At 69.7% G+C, this 20,959-nt stretch carries 16 protein-coding genes; 12 read left to right on the top strand and 4 right to left on the bottom strand.

All coding sequences use genetic code 11. From position 1 onward, the window contains the following. Window positions 1-503 (bottom strand): aldo/keto reductase (locus PV721_RS27545; RefSeq protein ID WP_319728650.1); only part of this gene is annotated, 503 nt, incomplete at its 3' end. Window positions 504-576: 73 nt separating this feature from the next. On the opposite strand from PV721_RS27545, the gene PV721_RS27540 reads away from it, so the two are divergent. The 6 genes from PV721_RS27540 to serA all read left to right on the top strand — a co-directional run bounded on the left by PV721_RS27540 (window position 577) and on the right by serA (window position 10,310). Next, window positions 577-1,524, top strand: coding sequence for a 2-hydroxyacid dehydrogenase (locus PV721_RS27540; RefSeq protein WP_319728648.1), 948 nt, complete (start codon window positions 577-579; stop codon window positions 1,522-1,524). Window positions 1,525-1,806: 282 nt separating this feature from the next. Next, on the top strand, window positions 1,807-4,701 hold the full coding sequence (locus PV721_RS27535; RefSeq protein WP_416371194.1) for a putative bifunctional diguanylate cyclase/phosphodiesterase: 2,895 nt from the start codon (window positions 1,807-1,809) through the stop codon (window positions 4,699-4,701). Window positions 4,702-4,905: 204 nt separating this feature from the next. Beyond that, window positions 4,906-6,792, top strand: coding sequence for an acetolactate synthase large subunit (locus tag PV721_RS27530; protein ID WP_319728644.1), 1,887 nt, complete (start codon window positions 4,906-4,908; stop codon window positions 6,790-6,792). Window positions 6,793-6,824: 32 nt separating this feature from the next. Then, the gene (ilvN, locus tag PV721_RS27525; RefSeq protein ID WP_030010002.1) at window positions 6,825-7,349 is read left to right on the top strand and encodes an acetolactate synthase small subunit; all 525 of its coding nucleotides are present in this window, start codon (window positions 6,825-6,827) and stop codon (window positions 7,347-7,349) included. Between the two features lie 128 nt (window positions 7,350-7,477). Then, the gene (gene ilvC / locus PV721_RS27520; protein WP_319728640.1) at window positions 7,478-8,479 is read left to right on the top strand and encodes a ketol-acid reductoisomerase; all 1,002 of its coding nucleotides are present in this window, start codon (window positions 7,478-7,480) and stop codon (window positions 8,477-8,479) included. Window positions 8,480-8,720: 241 nt separating this feature from the next. Next, window positions 8,721-10,310, top strand: a complete 1,590-nt coding sequence (gene serA, locus PV721_RS27515; RefSeq protein ID WP_319728639.1) for a phosphoglycerate dehydrogenase — start codon at window positions 8,721-8,723, stop codon at window positions 10,308-10,310. Window positions 10,311-10,379: 69 nt separating this feature from the next. Here serA and PV721_RS27510 read toward each other — a convergent pair whose 3' ends face one another. Then, a complete protein-coding gene (locus PV721_RS27510) occupies window positions 10,380-11,936 on the bottom strand; it encodes an MFS transporter (protein ID WP_319728638.1) in 1,557 nt (518 codons plus the stop codon). 89 nt (window positions 11,937-12,025) lie between these two features. On the opposite strand from PV721_RS27510, the gene PV721_RS27505 reads away from it, so the two are divergent. The 4 genes from PV721_RS27505 (at window position 12,026) to PV721_RS27490 (ending at window position 15,834) form a co-directional block, all read left to right on the top strand. Next, the gene (locus PV721_RS27505; protein ID WP_319728637.1) at window positions 12,026-12,619 is read left to right on the top strand and encodes a TetR/AcrR family transcriptional regulator; all 594 of its coding nucleotides are present in this window, start codon (window positions 12,026-12,028) and stop codon (window positions 12,617-12,619) included. Window positions 12,620-12,690: 71 nt separating this feature from the next. After that, window positions 12,691-13,692, top strand: a complete 1,002-nt coding sequence (locus PV721_RS27500; RefSeq protein ID WP_319728635.1) for a hypothetical protein — start codon at window positions 12,691-12,693, stop codon at window positions 13,690-13,692. A 409-nt stretch (window positions 13,693-14,101) separates the two neighbouring features. Beyond that, a complete protein-coding gene (locus PV721_RS27495; protein ID WP_319728634.1) occupies window positions 14,102-14,602 on the top strand; it encodes an SCP2 sterol-binding domain-containing protein in 501 nt (166 codons plus the stop codon). Window positions 14,603-14,856: 254 nt separating this feature from the next. Continuing rightward, on the top strand, window positions 14,857-15,834 hold the full coding sequence (locus tag PV721_RS27490; RefSeq protein ID WP_319728633.1) for a hypothetical protein: 978 nt from the start codon (window positions 14,857-14,859) through the stop codon (window positions 15,832-15,834). A 230-nt stretch (window positions 15,835-16,064) separates the two neighbouring features. Here the strand turns inward: PV721_RS27490 and PV721_RS27485 are convergent, their stop codons facing one another. Then, complete coding sequence (locus PV721_RS27485) at window positions 16,065-16,787, bottom strand: transposase (RefSeq protein ID WP_319728631.1); 723 nt, start codon at window positions 16,785-16,787, stop codon at window positions 16,065-16,067. A gap of 93 nt (window positions 16,788-16,880) precedes the next feature. Further along, window positions 16,881-18,191, bottom strand: coding sequence for a helix-turn-helix domain-containing protein (locus PV721_RS27480; RefSeq protein WP_319728629.1), 1,311 nt, complete (start codon window positions 18,189-18,191; stop codon window positions 16,881-16,883). A 159-nt stretch (window positions 18,192-18,350) separates the two neighbouring features. Here PV721_RS27480 and PV721_RS27475 point away from each other — a divergent pair, with 159 nt between their 5' ends. After that, entirely contained in the window at window positions 18,351-19,277 is a 927-nt protein-coding gene (locus PV721_RS27475; RefSeq protein ID WP_319728628.1) for a proline dehydrogenase family protein, read from the top strand. 31 nt (window positions 19,278-19,308) lie between these two features. Beyond that, complete coding sequence (gene pruA, locus PV721_RS27470; RefSeq protein ID WP_319728625.1) at window positions 19,309-20,940, top strand: L-glutamate gamma-semialdehyde dehydrogenase; 1,632 nt, start codon at window positions 19,309-19,311, stop codon at window positions 20,938-20,940. The last annotated feature ends 19 nt before the right edge of the window (window positions 20,941-20,959 follow it).

The following is a 20,959-nucleotide window of genomic DNA, read 5'->3' as shown; positions in this document are numbered from 1 at the left end:
CCGCTGCGCCCCGCCCCCGGCCCGGCCCCGGCGCCCAGCGCGCAGAAACCGAGGGCGCGCACCTTCCCCGCACCCACCAGCTCCGCCATGGCGCCCCAGGTCTCCTCCACGGGCACCTCCGGGTCCACCCGGTGCAGCTGGTAGAGGTCTATGACGTCGGTCCGCAGCCGCCGCAGCGAGGCGTCGCAGGCCCGCCGCAGATAGCCGGGCCGCCCGTCGGCGACCACGTGCTGGTCGCCCGCACGCAGGCCCACCTTGGCCGAGACGAACGCCTCGGACCGCCGCTCCCGCAACACCCGCCCCAGCAGCAGCTCATTGGTGAACGGCCCGTACACGTCGGCCGTGTCGAGCAGGTTCGCCCCCAGGTCCAGCGCCGCGTGCACGGCCGCCAGCGACTCCTGCCCCCGCCGCCGCGAAGGCGCGTACGCCCAGCTCATCGGCATACAGCCGAGGCCGACGGCGCCCACGGTCAGCGCCCCCGCCCCGATCGACCTGCGCTCCACCGCTGCGTCCCCCTCCCGCTCCGGCCACCAAACTAACGGCTTGATCAAGACGGCTTGGCATAGCCTCGTGATCATGACTGCTACGCCCCAGGACGTCTGGCTCCCCTTCCCCGCCGAGGAGGTCGCCGGCCTCCCCGACTCCTTCCGGTACCGCGTGTGGGACGGCGAGGACGCCTTCCCGGCCGACCCGGCCGACTGCGTCTTCTACGTGGCCCCCTACATGAAGACCGCCGAGGTCACCGTGCGCCCCTTCGCCGAGATGACCGCCGTCCAGGTCGTCCAGACCCTGACCGCCGGCATCGACGACGTGCGGGGCCGCCTCGGAGACCTGCGCCCCGGCGTACGGCTGTGCAACGCCGCCGGGGTCCACACGGCCAGCACCGCCGAACTCGCCCTCACCCTGACCCTCGCCTCCCTGCGCGGCATCCCCGGCATGGTCCGCGGCCAGGACCGCGAGGAGTGGCGCTCCGGCTTCTACGACGCACTCGCGGACAAGAACGTTCTGATCATCGGCTACGGATCGATCGGCTCGGCCATCGAGGACCGGCTCGTCCCCTTCGAATGCGGGAGGATCGCGCGCGTGGCCCGTACGGCGCGGACCACCGGGCACGGGCCCGTGCACGCTCTCGCCGACCTGCCCGGCCTGCTGCCGCAGGCCGACGTGGTGATCCTCGTGACACCGCTCACGGACGCCACCCGGGGCCTGGCCGGCGCCGACTTCCTGAGCCGCATGAAGGACGGCGCCCTGCTGGTCAACGTGTCCCGCGGTCCCGTCGTCGACACCAAGTCCCTGCTGGCGGAGGTCGAGTCGGGCCGACTGCGCGCGGCGCTCGACGTCACCGACCCGGAACCGCTGCCCGACGGCCACCCGCTCTGGCACGCTCCGAACGTCCTGATCACGCCTCATGTGGGCGGCAGCAGCACGGCGTTCGAGCCGCGCGCCAAGCGTCTGCTGGCACGCCAGCTCGGCCTGTTCGCCTCCGGAAAGCCCCTGGAGCACACGGTGCTGATCACCGAGTGACGGACGTTGTGCACGCTCCGCATTCACCCGGACGCGCAAGGTGGACATCCCTCCGCGATCGGTAACTGAGAGTAGAGGGACTATGTCCCTGAGTGACGAAAGTGGTGTATCGTCCGGAACAAGGGGCTGCGCCACGAACGTCTGGCGCTGGGGAGTGATCGGACACTTTGGGGGGCGACGGGCGATGCACGGCCAATGGACGAAGGATCCGATGCGGCACAGCCGCCGGAGGCGGCGCTGCCGAGACTGGGCTGCACCGGAATCAGCCAGCGAGGGGGACCGGTGAGTGCCGGGGCGGCGCTCCTGAACCGTCCGTCCGTCTCGGGCGGAGGCAGGGGCCTGGCGATGCAGCTGGTCCTCGCGGTGATCAGCGGCGGGTACGCCGTCGGCGCCGCCCTCAACTGGGGCTCGGAGGAACTCGCCGAGATCATGGGCGACTTCGGACTGAGCGCAGCCGGCTTGTTCGCCGCCGTCTCCTGCTACTCGTACGCGCGCGCCATCGACAGCCGCGAACGCCCCGCCTGGCTGCTCTTCGCCTTCTCCTCCCTCATGGGCGCCGGCGGCAACGCGGTCTGGGGCTGGTACGAGGTGGTCCTCGGTGAACCCGTCCCGAAGCCCTCGGTCGCCGACTTCGCCTTCCTCTGCTTCGCCCCGCCCGCCATCGTGGGCCTGCTCGTCCTCGCCAAACGGCCCGTCACCCGAGCCGGCTGGGTGTGCCTCGGGCTCGACTCCTGGCTCATCGGCGGCTCCCTGCTCACCCTGTCCTGGAGCCTGGCCCTGGCCCACGCGGCCCGGACCGCCCAGTCCGGCGCCCCGGGCAGCGTCCCGCGAGCCGCGCTCTCCCTCGCCTACCCGCTCCTGGACATCGCCCTCGTCTCGATGGTCCTGGTCCTGCACTTCCGGCGGAGCGAGAGCAACCGCTCCGCCGTCAACACCGCCATCGCGGCACTGGCCCTGACCGTGCTCAGCGACGCGCTGTTCACCTCGCCCCTGCTGAGCGCCGAGTACCAGTCCGGACAGCTGCTCGACGCCGGCTGGTTTGCCGGCTCGCTGCTGCTCGCCTACGCACCCTGGGGCGCCCGGCGCATCCACCCGGGCCCCGAGCCGGCCGTGCACCCGCGCGGGGACCGGCCGCACAGCCGCCCGATCACCGGCTCCCTGCCCGCCCTCACCCCGTACCTCGCCGCCGCCGTGTGCACCCTCGGCATCCTCTACAACGTCGTGGACGGCCGGAAGGTCGACCGGATGGTCGTCTTCACCGGCTGCACGGTCGTGCTCGCCCTCGTCATCCGGCAGGGCATCATGCTCCTCGACAACATCGCGCTCACCCAGGAACTGGCCCAGAAGGAGAACCACTTCCGCTCCCTGGTCCAGGGCTCCAGCGACGTCATCATGATCGCCGCGCCCACCGGGACCCTGCGCTACGTCAGCCCCGCCGCCGCCGGGGTCTACGGCCGCGAGGCCGAGGAGCTGGTCGGCACCGAGCTCGCCACCCTCATCCATCCGGACGACCTCGGCCGGGTGGTCCACGAGGTACGCCGCTTCCTCGCCGCACCGCCGACCGAGGAGCCCACCACCCGCATCGAATGCCGCTTCAAGTCGGGCGGCGGCGAATGGCTCAACGTGGAGTCCACCGTCAACCGCCACCAGGGCGGGCTCATCCTCAACAGCCGGGACGTCACCGAGCGGGTCCGGCTCCAGGCCCAGCTCCAGCACAGCGCCGAGCACGATCCGTTGACCGACCTGCCCAACCGCGCCCTCTTCACCCGGCGGGTGCGCCAGGCCCTGACCGGCCGGCGGGCGGGGGACCACAGCACCGCCGTGCTCTTCATCGACCTCGACGGTTTCAAAGCGGTCAACGACACCATCGGCCACCAGGCCGGCGACGAGCTGCTCATCGAGGCCGCGCGCAGGCTCCAGGACTCGGTCCGGGCCGGGGACACCGCGGCCCGCCTCGGCGGCGACGAGTTCGCCGCGCTGATCCTCGGCGACGGGAACCGCGACCGCAGCGCCCGTGAGTACCAGGTGCGGGAGATCGCCGACCGGCTGCGCACCACCCTCTCCCAGCCGTACCGGATCGGCGGCAGCGAGGTGCGCGTAGCCGCCAGCATCGGCGTGGCCTTCGCCGACCCCGGCATCACCCCTTCGGACCTGATGCGCAACGCGGATCTCGCGATGTACCGGGCCAAGGCCGGCGGCAAGGACCGCGTCGAGATGTACGCCCCCCAGATGCAGGCCGAGGTCGTCCGGAAGGCCGAGCTGGCGGGCCGGCTGCGCACCGCACTCCACGAGGGGGAGTTCGCCCTGCTGCACCAGCCCGTGGTCTCGCTGGCCACCGGCGAGGTGGCGGCCGTCGCCGCGCAGGCCCGCTGGCGTTCCGCCCAGGGCATCCTCTTCACGCCGGCCGAGTTCCTCCGCGCCGCCGAGTACAGCGAGGGCGTCGCGGGAGGTGCGGGGGGCCCCGGCGGCGCGGGCCCGGACGCTTCGCGCACCGCCGAGCTGGGGCGCTGGCTGCTGGAGGAGGCCGTGGAGCAGGCCGCCGAACGGCACCGGGCCGGACACGGCGCACCGGTGGCCGTGCGGATGACCGCCCAGCGGCTCCTGGACCGCGCGATGCCGCTCGGCTCCGTGGAGGCTCTGCTGACCCGGCACGGCCTGCCCTCCGGGTCCCTGGTGCTGGAGCTCGCGGTATCCGACCCCAGAGTGCCCTTCGACGACCTGGAGCGCCGCCTGACGGCCCTGCACCGGCTCGGGGTGGGGATCTCCCTGGACGGATTCGGCAGCGGCTACGCGGCCATCAGTGCCCTGCGCCGGCTTCCCGTGGACATGCTCAAGCTGGACCGGGGCCTGGTGGAAGGGGTGGTCGAGTCGGCCCGCCTGCACAAGATCACCGCCGGTCTCTTGCGGATTGCAAACGACCTGGGCATGCGCTCGGTGGCCGACGGGGTCGACCTCCCGGAGCAGGTGATGGCCCTGCGCGCGATGGGCTGCACGCACGGCCAGGGAATGGCCTTTTCCGGACCCCTCGACGAGTACAGGCTGCGCCGTGCGCTGGTGCGCGGTACGTTCCCAGTACCGGGCGGAGCGGCCCAGCCGGCTCTGGCCGGCGGCTCCCCCGGGGGCTCGATGGCCATCCGTAGAGGCTCACATAATGAGACGCCCGTCCCACCTACTTGACATCACCCTGCCGCCAGAGGGAGGGTCAGTGCCATGCGCACCCGAATTCTCGTACTTGGAAAGCGCGTCGGCTGAAGCAGGGACCTGCATGTTCCCGCTCAACACACCCGACGCGCTCCCCTCGCTTGCCTCCTGGCACGAGGGGTTTTTTGTTGCACTGGCACAGAGTCGAATCCGCGTAAAACCCTCAGCTTCGAGAAGAGAATGCCGATGACCGAGCAGGCCACCGGGGCCCACCATCCGCAGCCGCGGCCCCGTTCCGGCGGACAGCAGTCCGCCGCAGTTGAGCACGTCACGGGTGCGCAGTCCCTCATCCGCTCTCTCGAAGAGGTGGGGTGCGACACCGTCTTCGGGATTCCGGGAGGTGCCATCCTCCCCGCGTACGACCCGATGATGGACTCCAAGAAGGTCCGTCACATCCTGGTCCGCCACGAGCAGGGGGCCGGCCACGCCGCCACCGGCTACGCGCAGGCCACCGGCAAGGTCGGCGTCTGTATGGCCACCTCCGGCCCGGGCGCCACCAACCTGGTCACCCCGATCGCCGACGCCCACATGGACTCCGTCCCGCTCGTCGCGATCACCGGCCAGGTCTCCTCCAAGGCGATCGGCACCGACGCCTTCCAGGAGGCGGACATCGTCGGCATCACCATGCCGATCACCAAGCACAACTTCCTGGTCACCAAGGCCGAGGACATCCCGCGGACGATCGCCGAGGCCTTCCACATCGCCTCCACCGGGCGCCCCGGCCCGGTCCTGGTCGACATCGCCAAGGACGCCCTGCAGGCGAAGACCACCTTCTCGTGGCCGCCCACCCAGGACCTCCCCGGCTACCGGCCGGTCACCAAGCCGCACGCCAAGCAGATCCGCGAGGCCGCCAAGCTCATCTGCCAGGCCAAGCGCCCGGTGCTGTACGTCGGCGGCGGCGTCATGAAGTCCGGCGCGACCGCCGAGCTGAAGGTCCTCGCCGAGCTGACCGGGGTCCCGGTCTGCACCACCCTGATGGCGCTGGGCTCCTTCCCCGACAGCCACCCGCTGCACGTCGGCATGCCGGGCATGCACGGCAGCGTCACCGGCGTCACCGCGCTGCAGAAGTCGGACCTGCTGATCGCCCTCGGCACCCGCTTCGACGACCGCGTCACCGGCAAGCTGGACAGCTTCGCCCCCTTTGCCAAGATCATCCACGCGGACATCGACCCGGCCGAGATCGGCAAGAACCGCGCGGTCGACGTCCCGATCGTCGGTGACGCCCGCGAGGTCATCGCCGACCTGATCCAGGCCGTCCAGGCCGAGCACACCGAGGGCAACGCCGGGGATTACACCGCCTGGTGGAACGACCTCAGCCGCTGGCGCGACACGTACCCGCTGGGCTACGACCTGCCCGCGGACGGCAGCCTCTCGCCGCAGCACGTCATCGAGCGGATCGGTGCGCTCGCGCCGAAGAGCACGATCTTCGCGGCCGGTGTCGGCCAGCACCAGATGTGGGCCTCGCACTTCGTCAAGTACGAGGAGCCCCGCACGTGGCTGAACTCCGGCGGCGCCGGAACCATGGGCTATGCGGTCCCGGCCGCGATGGGCGCCAAGGTCGGCATGCCCGAGCGCACGGTCTGGGCGATCGACGGTGACGGCTGCTTCCAGATGACCAATCAGGAACTGGTCACCTGCGCCCTGAACAACATCCCGATCAAGGTCGCGATCATCAACAACGGTGCGCTGGGCATGGTCCGCCAGTGGCAGACCCTCTTCTACAACCAGCGGTACTCCAACACCGTCCTGCACGCCGACGAGACCGGTCACGACACCGTCGGATCCCAGCTCGGCGAGTCCATCGCGCCCCGCAAGGGCACGCGCGTCCCGGACTTCGTCAAGCTCTCGGAGGCCATGGGCTGCGTGGCGCTGCGCTGCGAGGACCCGGCCGACCTGGACAAGGTCATCGCCGAAGCCAACGCGATCAACGACCGCACCGTCGTGATCGACTTCATCGTCCACGAGGACGCCATGGTGTGGCCGATGGTCGCCGCCGGCACCTCCAACGACGAGGTCATGGCCGCCCGGGGCGTCCGTCCCGACTTCGGCGACAACGAAGACGACTGAGCCGAGAGAGCCTGAGAGAGAGAACGCCTCACATGTCCAAGCACACGCTCTCCGTCCTGGTCGAGAACACGCCCGGCATCCTCGCCCGGATCGCCGCCCTGTTCTCCCGCCGCGGGTTCAACATCGACTCCCTCGCGGTCGGCGTCACCGAGCACCCCGACATCTCCCGCATCACGATCGTCGTGAACGTCGAGGACCTCCCGCTGGAGCAGGTGACCAAGCAGCTGAACAAGCTGGTCAACGTCCTCAAGATCGTCGAGCTGGAGTCCCACAACGCCATCGAGCGCGAACTCGTCCTGGTGAAGGTCCGCGCCGACAACGAGACCCGCTCGCAGATCGTCGAGATCGTCCAGCTGTTCCGCGCCAAGACGGTCGACGTCTCCCCGGAGGCCGTCACCATCGAGGCCACCGGCGGTTCCGACAAGCTCGGCGCGATGCTCAAGATGCTGGAGCCCTTCGGCATCAAGGAGCTCGTGCAGTCCGGCACGATCGCCATAGGGCGTGGCGGACGGTCCATCACGGACCGCAGTCTGCGCGCGCTCGACCGCAGCGCCTGACCCGGCCGGCGCAGCGGCCGCCCAAGCCGCGCCAGACACGCTCGGCTCGCATAGCGAGACCGGCGAACTCAGATTCCGTTCCCCGCCGTACGGTGGGAGCAACACCAGCGCACCAAGGAGATATCCCAGTGGCCGAGCTGTTCTACGAGAACGACGCCGACCTGTCCATCATCCAGGGCCGCAAGGTCGCGGTCATCGGTTACGGCAGCCAGGGCCACGCCCACGCGCTGTCGCTCCGTGACTCCGGCGTCGACGTCGTCGTCGGCCTGAAGGAGGGCTCGAAGTCCAAGGCCAAGGCCGAGGAGCAGGGCCTGAAGGTCGTCCCCGTGGCCGAGGCCGCCGCCTGGGCCGACGTCATCATGATCCTCACCCCGGACCCGCTCCAGGCCGAGATCTACGAGGAGTCCATCAAGGACCACCTCAAGGACGGCGACGCGCTCTTCTTCGGCCACGGCTTCAACGTCCGCTACGGCTTCATCAAGCCCCCGGCCAACGTGGACGTCGCCCTGGTCGCCCCGAAGGGCCCGGGCCACCTGGTCCGCCGCCAGTACGAGGAGGGCCGTGGCGTTCCGTGTATCGCGGCCGTCGAGCAGGACCACTCGGGCAACGCCTTCGCCCTCGCGCTCTCGTACGCGGCCGGCATCGGCGGCACCCGCGCCGGCGTCATCAAGACCACCTTCACCGAGGAGACCGAGACCGACCTGTTCGGTGAGCAGGCCGTCCTCTGCGGTGGCGCGTCCGCCCTGGTCAAGGCTGGTTTCGAGACCCTGACCGAGGCCGGCTACCAGCCGGAGATCGCGTACTTCGAGTGCCTGCACGAGCTGAAGCTCATCGTCGACCTCATGTACGAGGGCGGCCTGGAGAAGATGCGCTGGTCGGTCTCCGAGACCGCCGAGTGGGGCGACTACATCACCGGCCCCCGCATCATCACGGACGCCACCAAGGCCGAGATGAAGAAGGTCCTCGCGGAGATCCAGAGCGGCGAGTTCGCGAACACCTGGATGGCCGAGTACAAGGCCGGTCTGCCGAAGTACAACGAGTACAAGAATGCCGACGAGGCGCACCTGCTGGAGACCACCGGCAAGAAGCTGCGCAAGCTGATGAGCTGGGTCGACAGCGACGAAAGCTGATCGTGGACGGCGGGGCCGGAACGGTGTGTCCCGGCCCCGCCGCGCGTCGCTTGTCCAACACGGCCAACCCCGGAAGGGTGATCCTTCCGTACAGGCGGAAATCCGGTCCGTCAGCGCCACTACACTGCTCAACACATACGCGTCAGGCCCACAGTGTCGTGCGTCTTCCACGCGGCTACCCCCTCCACCGCCTGCGGCCGTCGGGACGGCCGTCCGCACTGGACTTGTGAGGATGACCCACGTGAGCTCGAAACCTGTCGTACTCATCGCCGAAGAGCTGTCGCCCGCCACGGTGGACGCGCTCGGTCCGGACTTCGAGATCCGGCACGTCAACGGAGCCGACCGCGCGGAGCTGCTGCCCGCGATCGTCGACGTCGACGCGATCCTCGTCCGCTCCGCCACCAAGGTGGACGCCGAGGCCATCGCCGTCGCCAAGAAGCTGAAGGTCGTCGCGCGCGCCGGCGTCGGTCTGGACAACGTCGACGTCTCCGCCGCCACCAAGGCCGGCGTGATGGTCGTCAACGCCCCGACCTCGAACATCGTGACGGCTGCCGAGCTGGCCTGCGGTCTGCTCGTGGCCACCGCCCGCAACATCCCGCAGGCCAACACCGCCCTGAAGAACGGTGAGTGGAAGCGGAACAAGTACACGGGCGTCGAGCTCAGCGAGAAGACCCTCGGCGTCGTCGGCCTCGGCCGCATCGGCGTCCTGGTCGCGCAGCGCATGTCGGCCTTCGGCATGAAGGTCGTCGCGTACGACCCCTACGTGCAGCCCGCGCGCGCCGCCCAGATGGGCGTCAAGATGCTGACGCTGGACGAGCTGCTGGAGGTCGCCGACTTCATCACCGTGCACCTGCCCAAGACCCCCGAGACCCTCGGTCTCATCGGGGACGAGGCCCTGCACAAGGTGAAGCCCTCCGTCCGCATCGTCAACGCCGCCCGCGGCGGGATCGTGGACGAGGCCGCCCTGTACTCGGCCCTCAAGGAGGGCCGCGTCGCCGGCGCCGGCCTCGACGTGTACGCGAAGGAGCCCTGCACGGACTCCCCGCTCTTCGAGCTCGACCAGGTCGTCTGCACCCCGCACCTCGGCGCGTCCACGGACGAGGCCCAGGAGAAGGCCGGCGTCTCGGTCGCCAAGTCGGTGCGCCTCGCGCTCGCCGGCGAGCTCGTGCCGGACGCGGTCAACGTCCAGGGCGGCGTCATCGCCGAGGACGTCCGTCCCGGCCTGCCGCTCGCCGAGAAGCTCGGCCGCATCTTCACCGCCCTCGCGGGCGAGGTCGCGGTCCGCCTCGACGTCGAGGTCTGCGGCGAGATCACCCAGCACGACGTCAAGGTGCTCGAACTCTCCGCGCTCAAGGGTGTCTTCGAGGACGTCGTCGACGAGACGGTCTCCTACGTCAACGCCCCGCTGTTCGCCCAGGAGCGCGGGGTCGAGGTACGCCTGACCACCAGCTCGGAGTCCCCGGACCACCGCAACGTGGTGACCGTCCGCGGCACCCTGTCGGACGGTCAGGAGGTCTCGGTCTCCGGCACGCTGGCGGGCCCGAAGCACCTGCAGAAGATCGTGGGCATCGGCGAGTACGACGTGGACCTGGCGCTCGCCGACTACATGGTCGTGCTGCGCTACACCGACCGCCCGGGCGTGGTCGGCACCGTCGGCCGCGTTCTCGGCGAGGCCGGTCTGAACATCGCGGGCATGCAGGTCGCCCGTGCGGAGGAGCACGGCGAGGCGCTCGCCGTCCTCACCGTCGACGCGGAGGTGCCGGCGAACGTCCTCGCGGACATCGCCGCCGAGATCGGCGCCGCTTCGGCCCGTACGGTCAGCCTCGGCTGACGCGTGTGACACGGCGAAGGGCCCGGGGGATTCCCCCGGGCCCTTTCACGTTGTTCCGCCCCGGCCCGGTCAGTTGTACGCCGGCACCGCAGCGCCGTCCTCGGGCACCTCGGCCTGCTCCGCCGCGGGCGGGGCCGGGGCTTCGATTCCCCGCATCAGGGCCGCGGCGAGCACGGCCGCCCCGAGCAGCAGCGCCGCGCCGCCCCAGGCCGCGTACTGCATCCCGTGGACGAAGGACTCCCGGGCCAGGGCCAGGACCTGCTCGCCCGCCTCCCCGCCGATCCGGTGGGCGGCGGCCACGGCCCCGCCCAGGGTCTCCCGCACGGCGGGCTCGGAATCCGCCAGGTCGCTGCGGTAGACCGCGGTGCCCAGGCTGCCGAGGATCGCGATGCCCAGGGCGCCGCCGAACTCCGTGCCGGTCTCCAGCAGGGAGGCGGCGGAACCGGCCTTCTCGGCGGGGGCCGCGGCGAGCGCCATGTCGGAGACCAGGGACATCACGGCGACGACGCCTGAGGAGAGCACCCCGGCACCGGTCAGGACCAGCCACAGGGAGTCGGTGTCCACGAGGCTGAAGAGGACGAACCCGGCGGCGGCGAGGCCGAACCCGCCGGCGATGACGTAGCCGCGGTCCACCTTCTGGGCCAGGGCGGCGGAGACCGGGGCCGCGGCGCCGATGACGACGGAGGGCGCGAGGCTCCACAGGGCCGCTTCCAGGGTGCCCATGCCGAGCACCGACTGGAGGTACTGCGTGGTGAAGTAGGCCGAGCCCATCACGGCGAAGGCGGCGAGGGTGTTGAGGGCGATGCCCGCGCCGAAGCCGCGGCCCCGGAAGAGGGACCGGGAGATCATGGCGTCGTCGCGGGTGCGCTGGCGGCGCACGAACACGTAGGCGAAGGCCAGGCCGGCGGCGAGGCAGCCCAGGTAGAGGGGCTCGAAGCCCTCGGCGGCGATCTCCTTGAGGCCGTAGACGACCGGCAGCACGGCGGCCATGGACAGCGGCACGCTCAGCAGGTCGAAGCGGCCGGGGGCGGGGTCCTTGAACTCCGGGACCAGGACCGGGACCAGGAGCAGCAGGAGCAGCATCGCGGGCACGTTGATGAGGAAGACGGACCCCCACCAGAAGTGGTTCAGCATCACGCCGCTCAGCACCGAACCGAGGGCTATTCCGCCGGTCATGGCCCCGGACCAGATGGCGATGGCCTTGCCGCGCTGCTTGTCGTCCTGGAAGAGGTTCCGTACGAGGGCCAGCGTGGAGGGCATCAGGGTCGCGCCGCCGATGCCGAGCAGGACGCGGGCCGCGATGAGCATCTCGGCGCTGGTGGCGTAGCCCGCACAGACCGAGGCGATGCCGAAGGCGGTCGCGCCGATCAGCAGCAGCTTGCGGCGGCCGATCCGGTCGCCGAGCGAGCCCATCGTGATCAGCAGGCCGGAGAGGGCGAAGGCGTAGCTGTCGAAGATCCAGAGCTGCTGGGTGGCGCTCGGGGCGAGCTGGTCGGTGATGGCCGGGATGGCGAAGTAGAGGACGGAGACGTCCATCGACACCAGGAGCAGGGGCAGCAGGAGGACGGTGAAGGCGGTCCATTCGCGGCGGCCGGCGAGTCGCGCTGTGGCGGCGGGGTTTGTCATGAGCAGGAATGTACACACGTCTTAAACGCTTGTCTATGACGATCGTATAGAACTGTTGTCTGGGACGGCTGTCTTGCTACCTTGTGGTCATGGGACATCGCGAAGATCTGCTCGAAGGCGCCAAGAAGTGCCTGGTCGAGAAGGGGTTCGTGCGCACGACCGCGCGCGACATCGTCAGCGCCTCGGGAACCAACCTGGCGTCCATCGGCTACCACTACGGCTCGAAGGACGCCCTGCTCACCCAGGCCTTCATCGGCCTGATGGAGGAGTGGGGTGCCGTCTTCCAGTCCGGCCTGGACGGTGAGGGCGGATCGCTGGAGCGGTTCCGCGCGCTCTGGGAGGGCGTCCTCGCGCAGCACGAGAAGTCGGGTCCGGTCTGGGCGGCCAGCCTGGAGGTGGCGCTCGGCAGGGACCAGCGGCCGGAACTGCGGTCCATGCTCGCCGCCTCGCAGGCCGAGGGGCGCCGCGGCCTGATCTCCATGCTGACCGGCACCCCCGAGGACGAGCTCGACGACCGGGACGTGCGCACGCTCGGCACCTTCTACCAGGCGCTGCTCAACGGCCTGATGATCCAGTGGCTGTTCGATCCGGAGTCGGCGGCCACGGCCGAGGAGTTCACCGAGGGCATGCGCCGGGCGGCCGAGGCGATGACGCGCCCCCGGGGTTCCGAGGACGGGGAGTAAGCGGAGCGGGAACCACCGGACGCAGCGCCCCGTCCCACCCCCGAATCGGCCCGAGACGAGGGGGAGTCGACGTGGCTGGAGCGGGAGCACGGGCGGGAACGGAAGCACGAACGACGGACCGGGCGAAGGGTGAGGCGAGGGACCGGGCGAGGGCCGGTTCCGGGCCCGCGGTGCGCGCGGGCGTACTGGCGGCCGGCCTGACGGCAGTGGTCCTGGCGGCCGGATGCAGTGCGCCGCAGGCGACGCCGGACACCCGTCCGCGCATGAAGCAGGTGGCGGCGGCCTGGGAGGGCTCGGCGGCCCTCACGCAGTGGCGCGAGGGCTTCCACCTACTGGACAGGCAGGAGTGGAAGCCGCCGGAGGGCTTTCACTCCGAGGGGGACGAAGAGGCCTACGCCGCGAAGAGCTTCGTCCTGCGCACCGAGCTGCCCGCCACGCCGCCGCCCGCCACCGCGATCCGGTGGCCCGACGGCAACGGCAACGGCAACGGCAACGGCAACGACGGCGGCGCCACGCTCACGCTGCCGCTCCAGAACGCGGCTCAGGCGTACGGGGAGCTGGACCGGGCCCCGGACGGCGGACCCGCGCTGGCGGTCACGGGGGTCCGCTTCGGCGAGATCGCCGTACGCACCAGCCGCGGGCCGGCCCGGGTACCGGCCTGGCTGTTCACCGTCGAGGGGTACGAGACCCCGCTCGCCCGGCTCGCCGTCACCCCGCAGGAGCTGCCCAAGGTCCCGGTCGAGCCCCTGGGCACCTTCGACGGGGGCACGGCGCCCCTGCTCGTCTACATGGCCAGCCCGGCCGCGACGGAACTCACCGTGCAGGCCGGCCACGGCAGTTGCGACGGCGGGGTAGCCGTGGACGTCCTGGAGGGAGCCGACACCGTGGTGCTGGCCGGCCGGATCGTGGCCGACGCCGAACCGGGCACGTCCTGCGACGCGGCGATGCGCCTGGAGATGGTTCCGGTCGCGCTGGCCCGGCCGCTGGGCGCCCGGCTCGTCATAGACGCCGCGACGGGCGCACCCCTTGCGGAGCCGCTGCCGCAGGTGGCACCCGCGACCGCCGCACCGTGACGACCACCTGCGCCCGCGCGTGATCCACTTCGAGGTGTCCCACGACCCCGGACACCTCGCGGTGCGGACGGGTCCGGTCGATCGCCTTCATCGTGCCTGCGTGGCGCACCGGGCCGGTGCGGAAGGGGAGTTCCTGTGGCAGCAGTGGAATCCGAGGGCGACGAGCACTCGCTGTGTCGGCGAATCTTGCGCAATCGCCGTCGCTCCAGACAGAGAGCGGCCCGTGGTAAGTACGCGCTGTGACGGACTCGGCGACCTTCATCAACCGCGATCGAAACATCGGTATGCACCGCACCTTCCTAATTTTCCATCTAGGGAGGTGTCACCTTTAATGGATGGGTATGTCGCATCACTAGGGCGGCCTCAGGCTGCACCGTTCCGTAGCCTCGTCGACGCCGAGGAGGACGACATGTCTCAAGACGTGCCCGAACGCGAATCGACATCCATATCTGCACGGTTCCAGGGCCATGACTTCCTGCTGGCGTGCTGTGTTCCCTGGACCCCGTTGGTCGCGGATCGTGAGAAGGATCTTGACCGATCGTTCCGGCGACTGAGCCAAGTAGTGGGAACCTCGCCGCATCTGGCCCGGATCCACTTCAAGATCATGGTCGGCGATGAGACCCGTTCCTGGACTTTGGAGGTCGGGCCAGAAGGCAGCGAGATCAGCGCCGGGTTCGTCCATGGTCCCGATCTTGAGCTCATAGTGGGTGAGGAGACGTGGTGGCAGCTCGCCCGGGGCGAGCTGTCTCCCCTGGAGGCCTTTGGACGGGGGAAGATGCGGGTGATCGGGGATCTGCGGGTCGCGAGGCATCTGGTGGCCGAAAGGCTGAAAGATCACAAGGTCAGCGGGGAAAGACGTGATACGCATGGCGCTTACGACCGGGAACGTCGTGGAATTGGACGTGACTGATGGCCGGTGCCGAGTCGCGATCAGGGATGCGGTAGACGGACGCCTGAAGTTTTTCAATGTGTGGTCTCACTGGGATGACACGTCGCCTTTCTCCGGAAACCACCGCAATATGTGGATATCCCAACTTCAAGTCGCCCTGGTCCAGGGCCTCCAGGTCACTCTCACTCATGGTGGCGCTGGGGACGTCCTGGCGGTCGAGTTGACAGCCCGGCCGTGACATCCGAACATCTCGCCGACTCGGCAGGAGGATCTCCATGAGCCAATGGAAACCGGATCCGGCTGTGGTCTCACGGGCTCGTGAGGTGAAGCGGGTGGCGGCCGAGCGTCTTCGCTCGTACTCCAATGTGATCGGACTCGGTGTCGGTCTGGAAGAGGCCGAGGGTCGGCGTACGGGGAAGGTGGCCGTCATCGTATATGTCAGCAGGAAGCTGCCCGAAGCCCAACTCCGCGCCGATGAAATCCTCCCCGAGGAGATTGAGGGAGTCCCGGTCGATGTCGTCGAAGCCGAATTCAAGCCTGACGTCGAATCAGGCAGCGGCAGAAGTCACAATCCTCTCGTCGGCGGAATTAGCATCGGCGTCAGCTGCGGCGGCATCAGCTCCGGCGGCTACGGCACCTTGGGTGGGGCGTTCTTCGACGACGTCACGGGTGAAGACGTGATCCTGAGTAACTGGCACGTGCTGCTCGCGGCATGCCAAGGTGTTGAGGTCAACCAGCCGGGGACCACAGGTGGTGGGAGCCTGGTGGCCCGGGTGCACCAAGCAGTGATCACGGACCGGGTGGACGCAGCGGCCGCCCGTCTGACAGGCCATCGCTTCCTGCTGCCCGAACTACTCGGGCTGGGGCGGATCTCTGGCATTGGCACCCCACTCTTGGGGAAGATCGTAAGGAAAACGGGCGCCACGACGGGGGTAACCACCGGTGAGATCGCCGAGATCGACTGCGACTTCGATCTCACGTATGACAACGGGCTCACCGTCAACTTTCGCGACCAGATTTTCGTGAAGACCCTCGATGGAGTCATCGGCGATGAGGGCGACTCGGGGAGTCTGTGGGTCGATGAGGCCAACCGAGTCATTGGGCTGCATTTTTCACATAGGACTACAGGTGGCGTAAAGGTCGGAGCAAATGCCAATCCAATCGCCGCAGTCATGGCTGCGCTGGGCATCAACTTGGAGCACGGGGTGCGAATGTATGATTTTGTTGCCATAAACACAGCGCTGCTGCACTAATTCATTGCGCTCCAGAGTGCCCACCTAAGGACAGTCACTCAGCAATGCAGCGAGAGGACGTGATTTGTCGTGGCGCTTACGACTGGAAACGTGCGGTGCGTACTGGTGGGCGAAGACTATGCCTTCACGCAAATCAGGGACACGGATGGCCGTGATGAGTTCTTCTTTCTGTGGTTCCTCCCGGATGACGTCTCGGCCTTCGAGCGGATCCGTCAAAGCATGTGGGTTTCTCAACTACGAGACGCCATAGCCAGTGGCATCCAGGTCACCGTTGGAACGCCAGACGAGAGTGCAGCGCTGGTCGATTCAATCCAACTGGGAGTGAGGTCATTTTGACCAGGCTTGCCATCCAGCCCACGCGTGGTTCGGATTGGAGGTCCAGCAGGTGACCTGCCCGTGTCGAGGTGGGCCAGGCCCATGGCTCCTTGGAAGTCCTCCTCGACGCGCCAGCGGCGGCAGCCCACGCTGACCCGCACCGATAGCGGTTGCGGGTCGGGGTGCCAGGTTCGGTAGAAGGAGAGGGCGCCGGTGCGTCGGTGGAGCCGGATGAGGACCTGACTGTGCCCGTCGGGGTGTCCGGGCGGGGTGTCGTCGGGGGTCACGTCGATCATCGCCCAGTCGTAGAGCCGTTCGCCCTTGGTGCCGTTGCCGGTCTTCAGTCTCATCCCGGCCCGCTTGAGCACCCGCTCCAGCAGCGCGGTGACCTTGGCCTTCCCGCTCGGGGTGGTGACGCGGTGGCTGGTGGGCACGGCGATCGCGTAGCCGGGGCCAAGCGTACGGATCCGGCAGCGCAACTCCCGGCCGCCGTAGACCTTGTCGGCCGCCACCCACGCGGTGCGGATGCCCGAGGCGTGCGCGTCCTCGAGCATGTCGCCGGCCAGTTGCGGCTTGGTGGCGAACGCCGTCTCGTCGGGGAGGGAGGCAAAGACCGCAAGTGCCGCACAGCCGATCACTACCGACCATTATCCGTTGCCAAGGCAGTCGCGGATTTGCTAGTCCACTGCTGACGAACGGCCTTCATTGCCACGAAGGCGCGGATCCTCCAGCTACGTCAGGCGGGCGGCTTTCAGGGCCATGTGGAGCAGCAGGCGGTCCTCGCCCTCGTCCAGATCGAGCCCGGTCAGCTGCTCCACCCGGGCGAGGCGGTAGTAGAGGGTCTGGCGGTGGATGCCCAGGGCGGCCGCCGCGCGGCCCGCCTGGCCGGCGCAGTCCAGGAACACCTCGGCGGTGCGGGCGAGTTCGCGGTGCGCCGGGGTCAGCAGGGCGCGCGCCGCCGGATCGTCCACCGGGTCGGCGGCGAGGGTCGCGAGCAGCCGGTAGGGGCCGATCGCCGACCACTGGGCGACCGGGCCGAGCCGGGGCTGCGCGACGGCCGCCCGGGCCGCGGCGACGGCCTGCTCCCAGGCGGCGGGCAGCTCCGCGAGGCCCCGGACGGGGTCGGCGACGCCCGCGGTCATCCGGCGGGCCGGCCCGGCCGGGAGCTTGGCCCCGGCCTTGGCCGCCGCAGTCGTCCCGGCCGCCTTGGCCTTCGCGTCGGCCTTGGCCGTTCCGCCAGGGCCGGCGGCTCCGCCGGGGCCCGCGGCTCCGGCCGTCCCCGCCGGTTCCGGCGCGCGCGGCAGCAGCCGGGCCACCGCCGTCAGGGCCGGGGCCAGCGCGTCCGTCGAGCGCAGCCGGAGCAGGACCGCCAGGGCCAGGTCGCCGGCCGCGCCCGCTCCGTCCCCGCCTCCGCCCCGCCGCGGTACGAGGCACACGGCGGCCGCGCCCGGCACCGACGCGGGAGCCTCCCCGGACCACGGCGCCACGCAGACCGTCGCGTGCAGCCCGTCCCCGCCCGGGCCGAGGGCGGCCCGCAGCGCGGCCACCGCCATCTCCTGCTGCCAGCCCCGCCCGGCCGTGAGCACCGCCTGGAACTCCCGTGACAGGTCGGCCCCCGCCTTCGCCTCCTCGGCGAGCAGTACTCCGATCCGCTGGGCCACCTCCATGGCCGCGGCCAGGGCCGCCGGGTCGGGGCCGGGCTTGCCGGGCTCCTGGTCGAGGAGCCAGACGTAGCCCTGCACGATGCCCCGGAACCGCACCGGCAGGCAGATCCGCCCCCGGAACACTCCCGCGTCGGGCGCCGCCGGGATCCGGACGGGCCCGGTGGCGCGGGCGATGCCGAAGCCCTCGAACCAGGACCGGACCGCCGCCGTCGACTGCCGCGTCAGGATCGAGCGGGTCCGTACCGGGTCCATCGCGAGGTCGTCGTCGCTGTCGTGCGCGCCGAAGGCGATGAGGCGGAAGTCCCGGTTCTCCAGGGTCGCCGGGGCGCCGAGCAGCGCCGAGATCTCGTCCACCAGGTCCTGGTAATCGCCCTTCACCCCGACATTCTCCCACCTCGGGACCGACCCTTCAGACAGATGTATGAGTTCCGGGACACGGATGCGTGACAGCTGTCGATGGCAGAGGATCAAAGCGATCCTTAGGTTTCACGGTGGTTTTACTTGCGCTTTTCTTCTGCCACCCGCTGGAGGTGCCCCGTGCTGGGTCCCGTGATCCTCGCCGCTTCGCGCAGCGACAAGATGCGTCGTATCGTCTCTGCCGCCCCGGTGACCAAGCCCGTGGTGAATCGATTCATCCCCGGCGAGACGGTCGACCAGGTCATCCCGATCGTCGAGGACCTCACGCGGGACGGCCTCGAGGTCACCCTCGACGTCGTCGGCGAGGACATCACCGAGGTGGAGCAGTCCTACGCCGCCCGAGACGCCTACCTCCAGCTCATCGAGCGCCTCGCGGAGCTCGGCCTCGGCGAGAAGGCCGAGATGTCCGTGAAGCTGTCGATGTTCGGCCAGGCACTGGAGGGCGGCCACGAGCTGGCGCTCGCCAACGTCCGCCCGGTCGTCGAGGCCGCGGCCGCCATCGGCACCACCGTGACGCTCGACGCCGAGGACCACACCACCCTCGACTCGATGTTCGCCATCCACGAGGAGCTGCGCCGGGACTTCCCCCAGACCGGCTGCGTGGTCCAGGCGTACCTCTTCCGGACCGAGGCCGACGCCCGTCGCCTGGCCGCCGCCGGCAGCCGCGTCCGGATCGTCAAGGGCGCCTACAAGGAGCCCGCCGAGGTCGCGTACCAGGACAAGGCGGAGATCGACAAGGCGTACGTCCGGATCATGAAGATCCTGATGGAGGGCGAGGGCTACCCGATGATCGGGTCCCACGACCCGCGGCTGATCGCCATCGGCCAGGAACTGGCCCGGCAGGCCGGGCGCAAACTGGACGAGTACGAGTTCCAGATGCTGTACGGCATCCGTAGCGAAGAGCACCTGCGGCTCGCCGCCGAGGGCCACCGGATGCGGGTCTACACCGCGTACGGGACCGACTGGTACGGCTACTTCATGCGCCGCCTCGCGGAGAAGCCGGCCAACCTGCTGTTCTTCCTCCGCTCGATGATCACCAAGAACTAGCCAAGAACTAGGTCAAGGAGTTACCAGCCCCATGGATGCTGTGACCCAGGTCCCCGCTCCGGTCAACGAGCCGGTCCACTCGTACGCCCCCGGCACCCCGGAGCGCGCGCGGCTCGAAGCACAGCTCAAGCAGCTGTCCGAGAACCCGATCGACCTCCCGATGACGATCAACGGCGTCAAGCGGATGGGCGGCGGCGAACGCTTCGACGTGGTCCAGCCGCACGACCACAAGTCGGTGCTCGGCACCTTCGCCAACGCCACCCAGGCCGACGCGCAGGAGGCCATCGACGCCGCCCTCGCCGCCGCCCCGGCCTGGCGCTCGATGTCCTTCGACGACCGCGCCGCGATCATCCTGCGCGCCGCCGAGCTGCTGTCCGGCCCGTGGCGCGAGAAGCTCGCCGCCTCGACCATGCTGGGCCAGTCGAAGACCGCCCAACAGGCCGAGATCGACACCCCGTGCGAGCTCGTCGACTTCTGGCGCTTCAACGTCCACTTCGCCCGCCAGATCCTGGCCGAGCAGCCGGTCGCGAACTCCGCCGGCGTGTGGAACCGCAGCGACCACCGCCCGCTCGAGGGCTTCGTCTACGCGATCACGCCCTTCAACTTCACGGCCATCGCCGGCAACCTGCCGACCGCCCCCGCCCTCATGGGCAACGTGGTCCTGTGGAAGCCGTCCCCGACGCAGACCCACTCCGCGGTCCTCCTCATGGAGCTCCTGGAGGAGGCAGGCCTGCCCAAGGGCGTCATCAACCTGGTGACGGGCGACGGCATCGCCGTCTCCGAGGTGGCCCTGAACCACCCTGAGCTGGCCGGCATCCACTTCACGGGCTCGACCAAGACCTTCCAGTACCTGTGGAAGACGGTCGGCAACAACATCGAGAAGTACAAGTCCTACCCGCGCCTGGTCGGCGAGACCGGCGGCAAGGACTTCGTCGTCGCGCACCCGTCCGCGGACCGCGCCGTCCTGAAGACCGCCCTGACCCGCGGCTCCTTCGAGTTCCAGGGCCAGAAGTGCTCGGCGTCCTCGCGCGCCTACGTCCCGGCCTCGATCTGGAACGACGGCTTCAAAGAGGCCTTCGCGGCCGAGGTCGACGGCATCGCCATGGGCGACGTCCGCGACCTGACCAACTTCATCGGCGCCGTCATCGACGAGCGCTCGTTCGCGAAGAACAAGGCCGCGATCGACCGCGCGATCGCCGACCCGACCTGCGAGATCATCGCCGGCGGCACCTACGACGACTCGGAGGGCTACTTCGTCCGCCCGACCGTCATCGCGTGCACCGACCCGGAGAACGAGGTCTTCACGACCGAGTACTTCGGCCCGATCCTCGCCGTGCACGTCTACGAGGACGCCGACTTCGACGCGATGCTCGCCCAGATGGAGTCCGTCTCGGCCTACGCCCTGACCGGCTCGATCATCGCGGCGGACCGTTACGCGGCGGCGGACGCGATGGAGAAGCTCCGCTTCGCGGCGGGCAACTTCTACATCAACGACAAGTCCACGGGCGCCGTGGTCGGCCAGCAGCCCTTCGGTGGCGGCCGCGCCTCGGGCACGAACGACAAGGCGGGCGCGGCGACCAACCTGCAGCGCTGGACCTCGACCCGCTCCATCAAGGAGACGCTGGTCGCGCCGACCGAGTACGGCTACCCCCACATGGGCTGACCTCCGCCCCGCTGAACCC

The organism is Streptomyces sp. MB09-01, from assembly GCF_033794505.1.
Lineage (GTDB): Bacteria > Actinomycetota > Actinomycetes > Streptomycetales > Streptomycetaceae > Streptomyces.
This window is presented reverse-complemented; position numbering and strand designations above follow the sequence as displayed.